Annotated in this window: 14 protein-coding genes; 8 read left to right on the forward strand and 6 right to left on the reverse strand. The window is 41.3% G+C overall.

Annotated elements, in window-relative coordinates; translation table 11 throughout:
- The first annotated feature begins 2 nt into the window (after positions 1-2).
- The 3 genes from FS736_RS17625 (at position 3) to modB (ending at position 1,867) form a co-directional block, all read left to right on the forward strand.
- Positions 3-254: a YkuS family protein gene (locus FS736_RS17625; RefSeq protein ID WP_144479682.1), complete on the forward strand. Its 252-nt coding sequence runs from the start codon at positions 3-5 to the stop codon at positions 252-254.
- Between the two features lie 176 nt (positions 255-430).
- A complete protein-coding gene (gene modA, locus FS736_RS17630; protein WP_260983641.1) occupies positions 431-1,204 on the forward strand; it encodes a molybdate ABC transporter substrate-binding protein in 774 nt (257 codons plus the stop codon).
- A gap of 6 nt (positions 1,205-1,210) precedes the next feature.
- Positions 1,211-1,867: a molybdate ABC transporter permease subunit gene (modB, locus tag FS736_RS17635; RefSeq protein WP_144479684.1), complete on the forward strand. Its 657-nt coding sequence runs from the start codon at positions 1,211-1,213 to the stop codon at positions 1,865-1,867.
- A gap of 127 nt (positions 1,868-1,994) precedes the next feature.
- Here modB and FS736_RS17640 read toward each other — a convergent pair whose 3' ends face one another.
- From FS736_RS17640 to FS736_RS17655, 4 genes are all read right to left on the reverse strand, one after another.
- A complete protein-coding gene (locus FS736_RS17640) occupies positions 1,995-2,648 on the reverse strand; it encodes a DUF4352 domain-containing protein (protein WP_144479686.1) in 654 nt (217 codons plus the stop codon).
- 66 nt (positions 2,649-2,714) lie between these two features.
- Positions 2,715-4,100 carry an alkaline phosphatase gene (locus FS736_RS17645; protein WP_144479688.1) on the reverse strand — a complete coding sequence of 462 codons (1,386 nt, stop codon included), beginning with the start codon at positions 4,098-4,100 and terminating at the stop codon, positions 2,715-2,717.
- A gap of 156 nt (positions 4,101-4,256) precedes the next feature.
- Positions 4,257-5,420 (reverse strand): D-alanyl-D-alanine carboxypeptidase family protein, encoded by a 1,164-nt coding sequence (locus FS736_RS17650; RefSeq protein ID WP_144479690.1) that lies wholly within the window; start codon positions 5,418-5,420, stop codon positions 4,257-4,259.
- Positions 5,421-5,985: 565 nt separating this feature from the next.
- Positions 5,986-7,185, reverse strand: coding sequence for a DHH family phosphoesterase (locus FS736_RS17655; RefSeq protein ID WP_144479692.1), 1,200 nt, complete (start codon positions 7,183-7,185; stop codon positions 5,986-5,988).
- A 162-nt stretch (positions 7,186-7,347) separates the two neighbouring features.
- Between FS736_RS17655 and FS736_RS17660 the strand changes: the two genes are divergently transcribed.
- The 4 genes from FS736_RS17660 to FS736_RS17675 all read left to right on the forward strand — a co-directional run bounded on the left by FS736_RS17660 (position 7,348) and on the right by FS736_RS17675 (position 12,007).
- Positions 7,348-7,797: a cupredoxin domain-containing protein gene (locus FS736_RS17660; RefSeq protein WP_144479693.1), complete on the forward strand. Its 450-nt coding sequence runs from the start codon at positions 7,348-7,350 to the stop codon at positions 7,795-7,797.
- 343 nt (positions 7,798-8,140) lie between these two features.
- Positions 8,141-10,366, forward strand: coding sequence for a formate C-acetyltransferase (gene pflB / locus FS736_RS17665; protein WP_144479695.1), 2,226 nt, complete (start codon positions 8,141-8,143; stop codon positions 10,364-10,366).
- Positions 10,367-10,442: 76 nt separating this feature from the next.
- Positions 10,443-11,183, forward strand: a complete 741-nt coding sequence (gene pflA, locus FS736_RS17670) for a pyruvate formate-lyase-activating protein (RefSeq protein WP_144479697.1) — start codon at positions 10,443-10,445, stop codon at positions 11,181-11,183.
- A gap of 92 nt (positions 11,184-11,275) precedes the next feature.
- Positions 11,276-12,007, forward strand: coding sequence for an urease accessory protein UreH domain-containing protein (locus tag FS736_RS17675; protein WP_144479699.1), 732 nt, complete (start codon positions 11,276-11,278; stop codon positions 12,005-12,007).
- 29 nt (positions 12,008-12,036) lie between these two features.
- Here FS736_RS17675 and FS736_RS17680 read toward each other — a convergent pair whose 3' ends face one another.
- The gene (locus FS736_RS17680) at positions 12,037-13,620 is read right to left on the reverse strand and encodes a cation:proton antiporter (protein ID WP_144480035.1); all 1,584 of its coding nucleotides are present in this window, start codon (positions 13,618-13,620) and stop codon (positions 12,037-12,039) included.
- A 119-nt stretch (positions 13,621-13,739) separates the two neighbouring features.
- The gene (locus tag FS736_RS17685; protein WP_144479701.1) at positions 13,740-14,057 is read right to left on the reverse strand and encodes a hypothetical protein; all 318 of its coding nucleotides are present in this window, start codon (positions 14,055-14,057) and stop codon (positions 13,740-13,742) included.
- Positions 14,058-14,234: 177 nt separating this feature from the next.
- Between FS736_RS17685 and FS736_RS17690 the strand changes: the two genes are divergently transcribed.
- On the forward strand, positions 14,235-14,513 hold the full coding sequence (locus FS736_RS17690; protein ID WP_144479703.1) for a hypothetical protein: 279 nt from the start codon (positions 14,235-14,237) through the stop codon (positions 14,511-14,513).
- The last annotated feature ends 17 nt before the right edge of the window (positions 14,514-14,530 follow it).

The following is a 14,530-nucleotide window of genomic DNA, read 5'->3' on the forward strand; positions in this document are numbered from 1 at the left end:
GAATGGCAAGAGTAGGTGTAGAACAATCTTTATCTAATATCTCTGAGGCATTGCGCCAAAAAGGCTATGACGTTGTAGAACTTCGCCAGGAAGCAGATGCACAGGGCTGCGATTTCTGTGTCATCAGCGGGATTGATTCAAACGTCATGGGTATGCAGGATGTTGTGACCCAGGGTTCGGTCATTGAAGCCAACGGCCTTTCTGCTGAGGACATTCTAAGACAGATTGATCAAAAATCAGGGCAAATCCAATAAGAATCACCGAAACTGCCGATAGGCAGTTTTTCTTTTCCCCGAAGACCCTCTGTTTCACTATCCATGATATTTTCACCAACTTGTGATATTTTCATTATGTAGTCTCCTTCTATATCCGATATAATCAGTTATAACCATTGCATATGATTAAAAGTTTTGTAAGGGGATGTCTTTGTTTGAGAAAATTACATATATTCCTTTTAGCTGCTTTTCTTACCGTTCTGACGAGTTGCGGAGCCAACAGCGATACAAAAGGAACTGAGCTTACCGTATCTGCTGCTGCAAGCCTTCGGGAGGCTTTGGAGGAAGCAGGAAAAACCTACTCGAACCAGAATCCAGACATTAAAATTATTTATAACTTTGGCGGTTCCGGTTCCCTTCAGCAGCAAATTTCCCAGGGTGCACCAGTAGATTTATTTGTTTCTGCAGCACAGGACCAATTCAATGTATTAATGTCAAAACAACTTATAGATCAAAACCATAATGTCAAACTATTAAAAAACCAGCTTGTTTTGATTACCCAGAAGGATAACAAAAACCTTCATTCTGTAAAATCACTTACAGATGCTGAGATTTCAAGAATTGCAATTGGAACACCAGAAACTGTCCCTGCAGGGATGTATGCAAAACAGGCTTTACTCTCTTTAGGTTTATGGGAAGATATCGAACAAAAACTAATCCCCACAAAGGATGTCCGCCAGGTTCTATCCTATGTTGAAACCAAGAATGTAGAAGCTGGCATTGTTTATAAAACCGACGCCATGGTTTCTGATCAAGTAAGAATTATACCTTTTCAGAAAGAAGCTCTGCATGATCCGATTATTTACCCTGCCGGGGTCATCGCAGGAACCAAACACAAGGAAGAAGCAAGCAGGTTTCTCGATTTTCTGAAAGGAAAAGAAGCGATGGAAATTTTCGAAAAATATGGCTTTAAAGCAGCATTGGAATGATTATTTATGAGCAGTGATTTTTGGACCCCGATCAAACTATCGGTGGAGATTGCATCAATGTCGGTGGTGTTTGTTTTCATTTTCGGCCTATTGTCTGCAAGGTTCATGGCGAAAAAGCAATTCTTTGGCAAAACAGCAGCAGAAACACTCCTGACATTGCCTTTAGTACTCCCGCCAACGGTAGTCGGGTTTATATTGATCATCATCTTTGGCATCAACAGCCCGATAGGCAGAACAGTGGAAAATCTATTCGGCAGCACCATCATGTTTACCTGGTGGGCTGCCGTAATCGCTGCATCAGTCGTGGCATTTCCTTTGATGTATCAGTCAGCTAAAACTGGGTTCCTTCAAGTAGATCCAGGAGCAGAAGAAGCTGCAAGAGTAGATGGAGCAAATGAATGGAAAGTATTTTGGTATGTAACGCTGCCCCTGTCATCAAGAACACTTGTTACAGGGTTGATCCTCAGCTTTGCAAGAGCTCTCGGCGAATTCGGCGCAACACTCATGTTTGCCGGCAATCTGCCCGGAAGAACACAGACAGCTCCGACGGCTATCTATATGGCGATTGAATCCGGGAATCTGGATGCTGCCTGGCTTTGGGTTATTGCCATGGTGGGCATCTCATTCCTTATGTTGCTTTCAACATCATTCTTAAAACAGTGAGTCCGATTGCTTTATTTATCCGGAACAAAAGGGGAAGCCAATTCAATTGGCTTCCCCTTTTGTTCATTTACGATTCGAATTCTCCAGATGGCTGATTTTACCGATAAGCAGTAAAATATCTATTTTCCTAGTTAACATTCACAACTAGCTTTACAGGATCAGCGACCTTCTTCTTGCTCTCATCAACAAGATCACCTGACAGGATTTCTACTTTATTAAGGCTGTCCATATCCTCAACAATAAAACCAAGATTTCCGCGTTTCGTTTGTCCGGCTGAAATTTCGCCATTAAGGTTTTCTAAATAAAAATCATCTTCCCATGTCTTATGGATCGAATCATTGATATTCACCATCGCTACAGGGCCAAAGTGATAATTTTCTTTTGAATTATTCTTTACTTCAACATTTATCTTCACAAAATCAAATTCTTCATCATGTGTATAGGCATGGAAGAAATCAATCAGGCTGTAAGCAGGTACAAAATGTAATAACCTCACATCTTTTACAATATATTCAATACCATTTACATTAAAGGTCTTATTGACTTCTTTCACTGTTTTCAGGGTTAACTCACCTTTATTGTCAGTCAAAGAATCGCCAGCTTTTTTAAGATTTATATCCTCCGTAACTTGTGGGTTAGGAACATACACATCGGTATTTTTCTTTAATGGTTTCTCAATAGCCGCCTCTGAGGATTTCGTCTCTTTTTTTGACTCAGCCTCTGCAAAAGAACAGCCTGTCAGTAAAGTAGCAGCCAGCAATAATTGCAGATATTTCCTCATGTCAAAAACCCCTTTTCAAGAAATCTCCCGCTGGTCCAAGGTTCCGGCGGGAGATTTTAAAATTAATTATTTTCTTTTGCCGTTTGATAGTATATCAAAAATGTTTTTCGCATTATCCGTATTTTCGATATGGCCGTAGAAACGCTCTTTTCCAGGACCGAATGCATAAACAGGTACATCTTCCCCAGTATGTCCGCCGGTTGTCCAGCCAGTGTTTGAACGCTTGTCAAAAATCTTTTCAATAGCATTGTCAATATCCACAGGTTTTTTAGCTGCTGCAGCTTTTACAGATTCAATTTCTTCAGTTGTCAGCTCAGGCAGTCCTACAGATGTAAAGTCGATATATTTCTTCAGGGTTGCTTCTGCATCAGCGCCTTTTGATATTTCAGCCGCCATGAAATCAGGCGTACGTTTCGCAGCTCTGATTGGGGCTCCAAACCAGTTATAGATACCATTGGCACCAATTGAATATCCGCCAGTTGAGTGGTCAGCAGTCGCAACGACTAAGGTATGCTTGTCCTTTTTCGCGAATTCGATAGCTGCTTTATATGCTTTCTCGAAATCTTCCATTTCACTCATTGCCGCAACAATATCATTGTCATGGCCGGCCCAGTCGATCTGGCTTCCCTCTACCATCAGGAAGAAACCATCTTTATCTTTATTTAAACGATTGATTGCCGAGTTGGTCATTTCTTCAAGAGAAGGAGTTTCTTCTCTTCGGTCGATCATTTTGTCCATTCCGCCTTCCGCAAAAAGGCCAAGAACCTTATCATTCGTATCATTAAGCATATCTTCTTTGTTGTTTACAAAGCTATAGCCATCTTTCTGGAATTCTTCAGTAAGGTTTCTGTCATTGCGCACAAAGTTGCTCAATCCGCCGCCTAGCATAACATCTATTTTATGGTCGCCATTTACCAATTCATCATAATAATCATCTGCAATTGCATTCATGTTCTTGCGGCTTTCATCATGCGCGCCAAAGGAAGCTGGTGTTGCGTGAGTAATTTCTGAAGTTGCAACAAGGCCAGTTGCCTTTCCGTTTTCCTTTGCAGCTTCAAGGACTGTCTTTACTTCAGAACCATCATTATCGACTGCAATCGCATTGTTATAAGTCTTGATCCCTGCAGACATGGCAGTTGCTGCTGAAGCAGAGTCAGTTACATTTTGTTCAGGATCTTCAGGATAAGTCATTTGGTTACCTACAAGGTACTTATCCAGTTCTGTTCTCTCTGCCTCAGGTGTATCAGGATTATCCTTCAAGTAGCGGTATGCTGATGTATAAGAGCCTCCCATTCCATCACCAACCAGGAAGATTACATTCTTAATTTCTGCACGATTATTGTTCTGGTCATTTTTTGCCTCTGCATTGAAAGTTCCTACTAAGCTGCCAAACGCCACAGTTGAAAGGACAGCGAGCGGAAGAATCTTCTTTTTAAAGTTAGCTTTATTCATTTCAAGACCTCCAGATAAGATATTTACCACGCTTCCTACTATAATGCCTGTCTATTAATCTCTTATTAACAAAATGTAAAGTTGTTTTAAGTCCTTGTAAAATCTATTTACAATCCTTCTTTTTCCAAATAAAATCCATAAAAAAAGCAGGCAAGATTACCTGCTTCTAAATCTTCTATTTTTCTTTTGCTTTCGATTCATGATCCATAGAATAGCGACTGCAGCCAAAAATGCCCCAATAATAGCATTGGCAGAAAGCAGTCCACTTTGCTTCGGCTCCTGAGTGGTTTTTTTTACTTCAGGTTTTTTTTCAATCAATGGTTTCAATTCAACCGATTGAATGGTCCTGCCATTTTCACTCTCTATATTCAAAACTCCGTCATCATCGACTACTCTCTTCCCATTTTCGATTGGTTCAGTCACAAAGAGATCCTTACCTGCTTTGAACTCGAGCTCTCCACTTGTGAAGGTTTCACCCTTTTTGATTTGTGCCGATTTATAGGAAGCAAAACCGTAATCAAATAACTTGATCGTATCCTTATAAATCTCTCTTTTGAATTCAGATTTCAGTAATACTGCAGTCAATTGCATTCGGCCATTCTCTGCCGTCGTAGCCAGCGTTTGTTTGGATTGGTCAACAAAACCTGTTTTACCGCCGGTTACTCCTTCATATGGAATTTCACCTTTTAACATTCGATGGTGGGAAAAAATCTGTGTATTCCATGACTCACCTTCCCACTTCAATTCCTTGGTCCCGAAGATCTCACGGAAATCCTCGTTTTTCATCGCATAGTTCAGAATTAAAGCCAGATCCTTTGCAGTCGTATAGTGATTCTCGTCAAATAAGCCGTGGGGATTGACAAAATGGGTGTTTTTTACTCCGATTTCATTTTCCAGGTATTCATTAATGCTTTGGGAGTAGTTCTCCATTGTCCCATCAAGATGAATAGCAATCGTCAATGCGGCATCGTTTCCCGAATTGATCAGCATACCCTGGATCAGTTTCTTTAAAGTCACCCGTTCTCCAGGATTTAAATACACTCTCGTACCTTCTATCTCCTTGATTTTTTCACTAACGACTACCTGGTCATTCAAATTTGCACTTTCAATCGCATAAATAGCTGTGGCAATCTTTGTAAGACTGGCAGGATACATTCGTTTTTCTTCGTTTTTCCCAAACAGAATGGCACCTGACTGCGTGTCCATCAAGACAGCGGCTTCAGAGGTTAATACAGGATCATCTTCCTCCGCATGTACAAATTGCGCGAAAGAGTACATGCTTATCAGAACCGCCATTGACAATGCCAAAAGTTTTCTCATCCATAACACATCCATTTTAAAATTCTGCAATTATTTTACCAGAAACCGGCTTATAATGGTCTAGTGTTATTAATTTTTAACCCAAATGGAACAAAAGGAAACATTGGCAGGACAAAAAAGGAAGCCTCGATTTATGCGCAGACAACGACTTGTACACTTATGTGTAAAATCGACTCCACGCACAGAAAATCAGAATAGCAACCACAATAAGATACTTTTCCGTATAGAATTAGAAAAAGGGGTTTTCTTGTATTTATATTTGTGAGGAAAAATGAATATAGAAACTTGAGTTGATTGGAGTGGAAGGTGCGTAGACTCCTCCGAAAATGCTAATGCATTTCCATCGTGCGTGGGCACATTCGTTGAAGCTATTCAGTGTCCTGCGGGATCAGCAGGTCAGGTGAGACCCCGCAGGATCGAAGCTCCTGAAACGGAAATCAACGGACCAAATTTAGAAGCTAGTCTAAAAAAAGAGGGTGCCCAAAAGTTTATATTTTTTGAGACATCCTCTTGTTATTTACTTTGAAATCAGTGGCGAGGCTTCTTTTTTTGCTTAATGACACCTTCACGAAAGAAGAACTTTATTATAGACTATGCTTTCAAGGTATCCAACATACACTTCATCCCTCGCAAGTGCTGCTCCATACCTCCTCTTCAAGAAGCGTTCGGCTTCTGGGAAATCATTAAATGGCCCTAGGCTTTCTTCATGCTTTAGCTTTATAATATAGCGTGTTCCATCCTTAAAGATGAAAAACAAGTCCCTATCCCTATTCTCATAGAGACAGCCATTTTTAGAATCCTTTATATTATAAGTATTTTTGAATGCGTCATGTTTGATCGTTTCAAGGGGAAACACTTGATCAATATAACGTTTATAAGCCTCTCCATTTATCGTACATCCAGAAGCCTTCGCATGTCCACCGCCTCCAAATTCTCCTGCGACAGCAGAAACGTCCACATGATCATGAATTGTCCTGAAACTGATTTTCTTGCCACCTACATTTAGGATCGCTATATAATCCAGGTGTGGAAACTCCTTCCCAAGTTCATTACCCAGCTCAGAATGATAGGATTCGGCATGGACGACTCCTCCATAGAGTCCATCATGCTCCATTTGAATGATTTCCCTTTTCTTCCTCCTTATATAACGTTCGATTTTACCCTCTTCCATTTCCAATAACTTTTGCTCAAATTCATCGAATTCGAATCCATTATCTGTTTGAAGCCTGGATATCATACGTTCTTCAAATTCTTCTATAGAAACCATGAAAAATAAATCATTCAGATTTTTCGCCTTGAAATTCTGGTGAATATCCCAATCCCATGTATCATACTGGCGGACCAGCTCAACAAACTCATTAAGTGTACCGTTATCAGCCAATTGGCGTTTGTCTTTCAAGTATTCATAAACTAATGAAGACGCGCTTGTAAGTGTACCAGATTCATCTTCCACTTTTACATATCCCCAGCTATAGTCATTGAAATGCAAAGCCGTTTTATGATGGTCGATCAGGTAAGCCTTCCCTCCTTCTGATACGAAACGATTGATTCTTTCCGTTACTTCGTGGTTGACGGAAAGGTCGGTTATGTATAGATGGTCTTCCTTTTTCAAGCGCTCATTCATTCTCTCAAAATATTTCTCCACCTGAAAATTCAACCCAGATACAGAATTATAGCGGATATCCGCTTGCTCACCGAATGCAAGCCGGAATAGAATCCCACATGCCACTCCATCCAAATCATTATGTGTAAATAAACGGTACATCGTTTTCCACCTTCACTTTCCCAAGCTGTTTACTCTATAAGAGCCTAATTTATAGTCTATTGTTGGCAAGATAATCTATACAAAAGAAAATCCAAAAAATTAGACAAGTTCAACAAGGGGACGAGCATAGATATTTAAAGAGGATTATAAGGAGGTGAAAACATGCATTTCTTTGTATTTAAAAGAAGGACTTTATATTTTATTGGCCTAATTGTCTTCACTGCCATCATCGGCTCAATTTGGATGAATTTAAAACCTGAATCCACTCCAGCTATAGGCGGACAGAATGAACAAATCAGGGAAATACACCTCGTGACAGGAGAATTCAAATCGAATACCGACGATGGTAAAGAAATTGAAGCATACCGCTGGGACCCAGGTACAATCTTCGTTGAAAAAGGCGAAAAGGTAAGCCTGAAAATTCTTGGCGTGAACGGCAAGGAGCATCCTTTCATCATTGAGGGAACAGAAATCAAGGGAGTTGTAAAAAAAGGCCAAGAAACCCTTGTCCCTTTGCAATTTGACAAGGAAGGAACATACAGACTGATTTGCCTTACCCACCCTTCAGCTGAACACAACGGGCCGATGATTGCTTATATTGTAGTGGATTGAAATCCATCCGAGAACAGGAATCCGATTCCTGTTTTTTCTTTTAATTGAAGGTTGTTTTCTCATTTAAATTTAAAATTGACACAAAACATACAAATCACTATAAACACAGTGCAAACATTTCCTGATAGCATAAATACATAAACATTTTTATATAACAGACTCTTTTAAACTTCATTTAATTATAGTACAGTTCACTTCACTTCACAGAGAAACTTCGTTAAAAACTTGTTTTAATAGTTTTGTTCATAATTTCACAAATACGTCACACTCATTCTGTTATATTCGTAGTATGATAATAGTGTGATAACTGTTATACAAACATCCACTTTAGAGGTGAACCAAAATGGAACAATGGAAAGGTTTTAAAAATGGTGCTTGGCAAGAAGAAATCAATGTTCGCGATTTTATCCTGAAGAACTTCTCTGAATATACCGGGGACTCAAGTTTCCTGGAAGGTGCCACAGAAGAAACACTCCAATTATGGCAGCAAGTAATGGAATTGACAAAACAGGAGCGCGAAAACGGCGGAATACTTGATATGGATACTGAAGTGGTTTCCACCATCACTTCACATGGCCCAGGCTATCTTGATAAAACAAAAGAAAAAGTTGTCGGTTTCCAGACAGATCAGCCATTCAAGCGCTCTATGCAGCCATTTGGAGGCATCCGCATGGCAAAGGCCGCATGCGAGGCGTATGGATACGAATTGGATAAGGAAGTTGAGAAGATATTTACTGACTTCCGTAAAACACATAACCAGGGCGTGTTCGATGTTTATACAAAAGAAATGCTCCAGGCCCGTAAAGCCGGCATCATTACCGGCTTGCCAGATGCCTATGGCCGGGGCAGGATCATTGGTGATTACCGTCGTGTAGCTCTTTATGGTGTCGACTTCCTGATGGAGCAAAAGAAGAAAGACCATGGAATGACAAGCAGTGTCATGACTGAAGACACAATGCGCCTGAGAGAAGAAATCTCTGAGCAATACCGTTCATTGAATGAATTGAAGCATCTTGCTAAGAGCTATGGATATGATATTTCCAAGCCAGCAACCAATGCAGCGGAAGCTTTTCAATGGGTCTACTTTGCATACCTTGCAGCAATCAAAGAACAAAACGGTGCAGCAATGAGCCTTGGACGTGTCGCGACCTTCCTGGATATCTATATTGAACGCGACCTCAAAAATGGAACCCTGACTGAACAAGAGGCACAGGAACTTGTCGACCATTTCGTCATGAAGCTTCGTCTCGTGAAATTTGCGCGCACGCCAGATTACAACGAGTTATTCAGCGGGGACCCTACCTGGGTTACAGAGTCAATCGGCGGTATGGCCCATACCGGGCAGTCACTTGTGACAAAGAACTCTTTCCGTTTCCTTCATACACTTGATAATCTTGGCCCTGCACCGGAGCCTAACCTTACTGTTTTATGGTCCCCTGCCCTGCCAGAGAACTTCAAGAAATATTGTGCTGAAATGTCCATTAAAACAAGTTCAATTCAGTATGAAAACGACGATTTGATGCGCTGTGAATATGGTGATGACTATGGGATCGCCTGCTGTGTATCCGCGATGGAAATCGGCAAGCAGATGCAATTCTTCGGCGCCCGTGCCAATCTGGCAAAAGCTTTGCTTTACGCAATCAACGGCGGTGTCGATGAAAAGCTTAAGATCCAGGTTGCACCAGCCTTCGGCCCGATTACTTCTGATGTACTGGACTATAAAGAAGTAATGGAAAAATTCGATAATGTTATGGAATGGCTTGCTGGCCTTTACATCAACACTCTCAATGTTATCCACTACATGCATGACAAATACAGCTATGAACGGATTGAAATGGCTCTTCATGATACAGAAGTCCTCCGTACAATGGCAACCGGGATTGCAGGGTTAAGTGTCGTAGCGGATTCATTGAGCGCAATCAAGCATGCAAAGGTAATAGTTATCCGTGACGAGAACGGCATTGCAGTTGACTTTGAAACAGAAGGCGATTTCCCTAAATACGGCAACAACGATGACCGTGTCGACAGCATTGCTGTAGGGCTCGTCAAGAACTTCATGACAAAACTGCGCAAGCACCCGACATATCGCAACTCTGTCCATACTATGTCGATCCTTACCATTACTTCAAACGTTGTATATGGCAAGAAGACTGGCAATACACCAGATGGCCGCCGCTCCGGCGAACCATTTGCACCAGGTGCCAATCCAATGCACGGCCGCGATACTAAAGGTACGCTTGCTTCCCTTTCATCAGTGGCTAAGCTTCCATACAGCTATGCAATGGACGGCATTTCCAATACTTTCTCCATCGTACCAAAAGCACTTGGTAAAGATGAAGAAAGCAGAACGAACAATCTTGTATCCATCCTTGACGGATATGCAATTAAGGATGGACATCATTTGAACGTCAACGTATTCAACAGGGAAACACTTTTAAACGCAATGGAACATCCTGAGGAGTACCCTCAGTTGACAATCCGTGTCTCTGGATACGCAGTGAACTTCATCAAGCTGACACGTGAGCAGCAGATGGATGTCATTAACCGTACTTTCCATGAAACAATGTAAACACCAATCGTGAACTGAACAGGAGCTGCCCTCCCTGGAAGCAGGTCCTCCTGTTTTATTGAAAGGAGAAATCATCATGAACGGAAACATTCATTCTATCGAAACCTTTGGAACTGTAGACGGACCCGGAATCCGCTATGTAATCTTCACGCAGGGGTGCCTGCTGCGCTGCCAGTTCTGCCATAACGCAGATACGTGGGAAATTGGCACAGGCAAACAAATGGCTGTTTCCGAAATCATTGATGATCTGAAGTCTTATCTGCCTTTCATTGAAGCATCTGGTGGCGGCATCACAGTGAGCGGAGGAGAGCCTCTGTTGCAAATACCCTTCATCACTGAGCTTTTCAAGGAGTGCAAAAAACTCGGAGTGCATACTGCCATTGATTCTTCAGGCGGGTGTTACTCAAGCGCTCCCGTTTTCCAGGAACAGCTTGCCGAACTTTTGCGCTATACTGATTTGGTCCTTCTGGACTTAAAACATATTAACAGAAAGAAACATATTAAGCTGACAGGCATGGCGAATGAACATATTCTCGATTTCGCCCGCTACTTATCACAGCACAACGTCCCTGTCTGGATCCGGCACGTACTTGTACCCGGGGTGACCAATGAAATTGATGACCTCACCGAGCTGGGGGCGTTCATAGGCACTTTGGAAAACGTACGCAAACTGGAAGTACTGCCTTACCACAAACTTGGGGTGTACAAATGGGAGGCACTGGGACTTGAATATCCGCTAAATGATGTGGAACCTCCATCAGATGATGAGGTCGAGCGTGCTTATAGACTACTAACAGCCAAGACAGCCTTAAAATGACAGCAGGAATTCTTTCCTGCTGTTTTTTCTGCATAGGTTCTTGATATTTCTCTAGTATCATTATGTTAATACATTTATTGGAGGATTTATTGATGTATCAATTGCTTTCGGAAATCAGCAACTATTTAAGCGGACCTTTTTTTACTCTGGTGAATCAGACAGAACAAATCCCCATACTCGCAAGCTTCCTGCTGGGACTTGTAGGTGCTCTTGCTCCATGTCAGCTCTCAGCCAATATAGGTGCCATCACGTACTATGGCAATCGCAGCTTGCAGGCGAAGAGCCATTGGACGGAAATGTCCTTTTTCATACTCGGCAAAATCACGGTCTTTTCTTTGCTGGGGCTTGCCGTTTGGCTAGTTGGAAATGGTTTTCAGCAAATGCTTCCAGAATTCTTTTCCTGGTTCCGCAAATTGATGGGCCCTCTATTCATTCTAATTGGCCTATCTCTTATAGGCCTCTTCGCATTCAATTGGATCAGCCGCTTAACATCTTTCCTGCCTGAATGGGGAGGCAGAGGCAAGACAGGTTCGTTTTTAATGGGGGTAAGCTTTTCCATCGCATTCTGCCCAACCATGTTTTCACTATTCTTCTTCACTCTCATGCCCATTGTGCTCAGTTCATCATATGGCGCAGTACTGCCGGCCGTTTTTGGAGCAGGCACCTCAATCCCGCTGATTATATTTGCCGCAATCATCTCCTTCATGGGACTTGATGGTTCATTAATGAAAAAAAGCCGCAAAATAGGAGCTATGGTGCAAACTTCTGCAGGATATATTTTAATCTTGGTCGGAATCATGGATACTTTGACTTATTGGGTATAAAATTCACAGCAAAAAGGCCGACGTTCAAGTCAGCCTTCTTTTTCATGAGACAAATTCACTAAAGCCTCAGTCAGCTCTTTTCGTTCTTTTTCCGCTGTTTCCGAAGAAATGATCTCTTCCATTGACAGTTTATCAACAGCCTCATGTTCTGCATAGAAAACAACTCTACGCAATGTTTCGGTTTGCTTCTCTTTCAGTTCAGGCTTCCTTCGGTACAATTCTTCCATTTCGGCAATTGCAATTTCCAGCTTCTGTTGATACTTTTGGACATACTCATCCGTAATTGTCTTTGTCAGATAGTATCTTCCTTTTGCTTCCATCATTTCTTTCATCGCCGTTTCATATCTGTGAATTTTTGAAAGCAGCTGTTCATATTCAAAATATACTTCTTCTTTTTTGTTGATCCCAAGGAAAGAAATGAGAGGTTTAATGGTCAAGCCTTGAACGACAAGTGAAAAGAGTACAACACTGAAGGCCAGGATCAATAGTTCCTCTCTCCCCTGGAAGTCCCTCGGCAGACTCAAAACAAGGGCGATTGATAATGAACCCTTTAGCCCTCCCCAATTTAAAATATGTTTCCAATTCATGCTGAAATCCCTGATGACAGACATGCTGGCATACACAGCTGCACTACGGGCAATAAGAACAAGGATAATGGCAATGAAAATTATTTCCCACTTATCCTGCATATCGATTCTTGTTATCTCCAGCCCGATCATCAAGAACACAATCGAATTCGCCAAAAGGGCAGCAACATCCCAAAAATTGTTAATATTCAATTTTGTAGTCGGTGTCATTCCTATGCTAGAACCGAAATTCCCGAAGATTAACGCTGCAACCACAACCGCTATAACACCAGAAGCATGTACGCTTTCTGCTATCAAAAAAGATCCATAAAATAAGAGGATGCTGAAAATAATTTCTAATGGATAATCATCAAAATACTTCGTCAAAAGGGAAAAACCATATCCCAGTGCACCACCGATGATCAGCCCGAGTGAAACGACCCTGATAAAATCCCATAGTCCCATGCCAAGTCCAGACCACCCGGCGTCCAGATATGTAATCAATGATAAGGCAGATATTTTGAAAAGTACTACTGCCAGCCCATCATTGAACAAGCTTTCTCCTTCAATGACGACTGCAAGCCGCTTTTTCACGCCCACGCTTTTAAAAATGGAAAGGACACTTACTGGGTCCGTTGCACTCATCAATGCTCCAAAAACAAATGCAGCAGGCAGCGAAAGCCCAAGAAAATAGTGTGCTGTAAATCCTATCAGCAGAAATGAAAGTAGTGTACCTCCAAATGCCAATGCAAGGATCGGTTCTTTGTTTTCCTTCAAATGAGAAAATGGCAGTTTTAATGCTGCTTCCCCAAGCAGTGCAGGAAGAAATAATGTAATGATGACGAAATTAAAAATTTCCCCTTCTGTAATGAACATCTTCAATGGTTCAAGTAAAGGTATATTCAACAATCCAATTATTGCACCAACGATAACCAGGGCAATAGGATAAGGCTGTTTAACTTTCTTGGCTATCGCTGTGATTCCCGCTGCAATTAAGATTAAAAAGAATCCAGTCTGAAATATTTCATGCAAATTCACTTCTTCCAATACAATCACTCCAATCTCTTCCACTACTTCTAATTTCCCCTATTTCTATCCTTATAAAAACTTTTATAGAAATTCCAAAAAAAATCAAAAAAACCATGGGGTTTTCCCATGGTTGTAATCTATGCAATATTCATATTTTCCTTATACCCTGGCTCACAATACAGGCACACGGCATCTTCGTAATCCTCAGTATTGACATCTTCAGGGTTATACTCGATTCCACATAAGTCGCACTCTACCATTTCTCCCTCTGAATCTTCAGCCGCTTCCGGGATTGCGTCATTCACCTTCAGTTCACCTACCCAGACACCACTGATTGTCGACATTTCATTTTCAATATATTCATTCGCTGCTTCTTCTGTTTCCCATACACCATGGTCCCAGAGCATTTCGTCAGCGTCACCTGCATTGACCATTAATCCGTATACTATTTTCATATTTGCTGCCCCTTTCGATTTGGGAAGTTTGTTCTATATAATTAGCCCCTCCTTTCACTCTTGAAACCTCCAGTATATGGAAATCAGAACTTTTTCCATTTTATTTCGTATATATACTGATTGTTAAAAACAGGATTTTAAAATATACTTGATTAATGAAAGAGAAGAGGTGATGGCATGCTTATGGAAATTTACGCTCAGTCGATCGAAGCAACGGCAATGTATAGTGTTTATTTAACACTGCTCATCAGCATGTCAATGTCCGTCTTATGGGCATTAGGTGACACCTCTTATATCGAATCTTGTTATTTGCAGATCAAACTTAAGCCATCCGTTTCTGAAAAAGCGTTTAAAAATAAAGCTGAACTCGGAACGAGATTTCAGCTTCTGATCCTTAAGCGGATTAAAATAAAGATAGATCCAGGTGATGAAGACAGCATTTTTCTCCTTATGTGAACAACTTGAAAATTAGG

The sequence above is a fragment of the Cytobacillus oceanisediminis 2691 genome (assembly GCF_007678455.1).
GTDB lineage: Bacteria > Bacillota > Bacilli > Bacillales > Cytobacillaceae > Mesobacillus > Mesobacillus oceanisediminis_A.

Excerpts from the sequence above, each read along its gene's own strand:
- FS736_RS17645 (WP_144479688.1), bottom strand. The coding sequence starts at position 4,100 with ATGAATAAAGCTAACTTTAAAAAGAAGATTCTTCCGCTCGCTGTCCTT.
- pflB (WP_144479695.1), top strand. The coding sequence starts at position 8,141 with ATGGAACAATGGAAAGGTTTTAAAAATGGTGCTTGGCAAGAAGAAATC.
- pflA (WP_144479697.1), top strand. The coding sequence starts at position 10,443 with ATGAACGGAAACATTCATTCTATCGAAACCTTTGGAACTGTAGACGGA.
- modB (WP_144479684.1), top strand. The coding sequence starts at position 1,211 with ATGAGCAGTGATTTTTGGACCCCGATCAAACTATCGGTGGAGATTGCA.
- FS736_RS17625 (WP_144479682.1), top strand. The coding sequence starts at position 3 with ATGGCAAGAGTAGGTGTAGAACAATCTTTATCTAATATCTCTGAGGCA.
- FS736_RS17660 (WP_144479693.1), top strand. The coding sequence starts at position 7,348 with ATGCATTTCTTTGTATTTAAAAGAAGGACTTTATATTTTATTGGCCTA.
- FS736_RS17675 (WP_144479699.1), top strand. The coding sequence starts at position 11,276 with ATGTATCAATTGCTTTCGGAAATCAGCAACTATTTAAGCGGACCTTTT.
- FS736_RS17690 (WP_144479703.1), top strand. The coding sequence starts at position 14,235 with ATGCTTATGGAAATTTACGCTCAGTCGATCGAAGCAACGGCAATGTAT.
- FS736_RS17655 (WP_144479692.1), bottom strand. The coding sequence starts at position 7,185 with ATGTACCGTTTATTTACACATAATGATTTGGATGGAGTGGCATGTGGG.
- FS736_RS17685 (WP_144479701.1), bottom strand. The coding sequence starts at position 14,057 with ATGAAAATAGTATACGGATTAATGGTCAATGCAGGTGACGCTGACGAA.
- FS736_RS17650 (WP_144479690.1), bottom strand. The coding sequence starts at position 5,420 with ATGAGAAAACTTTTGGCATTGTCAATGGCGGTTCTGATAAGCATGTAC.
- FS736_RS17640 (WP_144479686.1), bottom strand. The coding sequence starts at position 2,648 with ATGAGGAAATATCTGCAATTATTGCTGGCTGCTACTTTACTGACAGGC.